We start from the raw sequence: 1,023 nt of genomic DNA on the forward strand, positions 1-1,023 counted from the left end.
TCTGCCTGTTTCAATATGGCGATAATCTGGCTATCGCTGAATCTCGATGTTTTCATGTAAAACTTCCTCAAAATCTCAATTAAGAAAATTCTACTTTTAAATGCGATTAATTTCCGGGGGGATTACCTAACGACCGGGTTATATGCGTATGTCAGACATCCGGCCTATGTTTGCAAAAATTTGGCTTGGTGGATATTTGCAGGGGCTCTTGCGTATCAGAACGCGATTGCTGGTAAGTCTTACGTATTTCAATTGCTGGCGCTGGCAGATTGGTCATGGATATATGCGCAACGAGCAATTACTTAGGAGATCCATTTGACGGAGTCGGATTTACACTATGCAGATTACAAACAAAGGGTAAGGTATAGATTTATACCTTGCCTTACATAGACAGGTGAGCTTGCCCCTAACTAACGTATCCCTTATCCGGGCACATTATGCTGCCTGCTGAGACTGACTGGCTAGCCAATTTCTTTCAAACTGCATTGGACTGACGTAATTCAAGGTTGAATATAATCGGTCATGATTATAGAACGTCAGCCAATCCATGATCTCGTCCATGGCAGCGCGACGTGTTTCAAATCGTCTACCGTGAATACGTGCTGTCTTGAGTGAACCCCACAGGCTCTCTGTTGGAGAGTTATCCCAACAATTGCCACGACGACTCATCGACGACTGCATGCCATATGCCTGTAACGCTGACCGGAATTCATGGCTGCAATATTGGCTGCCTAGATCCGAATGGAAGATTAATCCGGCCTCCGGACGGCGCCGGAACCAAGCCATACGCAAGGCACCACTGACCAATTCTGTCTTCATATGCGGCTTCATGGACCAGCCCACAACCTGACGACTGAACAGATCAATCACAACTGTCAGGTACAGCCAGCCTTCGCCTGTGGCGATATACGTGATATCGCTGGTCCAGACGCGGTTGGGTTGATCGACAGCAAACTGTCGGTTGAGCAGGTTTGGTGCAATCGGCAAACTATGATTAGAGTCGGTCGTGGCTTTGTATTTGCG

The 1,023-nt window shown here is 47.0% G+C and carries 2 protein-coding genes; one reads left to right on the forward strand and one right to left on the reverse strand.

Annotation, left to right across the window (positions count from 1 at the left end):
- Positions 1-105 precede the first annotated feature (105 nt).
- On the forward strand, positions 106-306 hold the full coding sequence (locus tag ACO0LH_RS28435; protein WP_422944518.1) for a DUF1295 domain-containing protein: 201 nt from the start codon (positions 106-108) through the stop codon (positions 304-306).
- Positions 307-435: 129 nt separating this feature from the next.
- Here the strand turns inward: ACO0LH_RS28435 and ACO0LH_RS28440 are convergent.
- Positions 436-1,023 (reverse strand): IS3 family transposase (locus ACO0LH_RS28440; protein WP_422944517.1); only part of this gene is annotated, 588 nt, incomplete at its 5' end.

It is taken from the genome of Undibacterium sp. TJN19 (genome assembly GCF_049339485.1).
Taxonomy (GTDB): domain Bacteria; phylum Pseudomonadota; class Gammaproteobacteria; order Burkholderiales; family Burkholderiaceae_D; genus Undibacterium.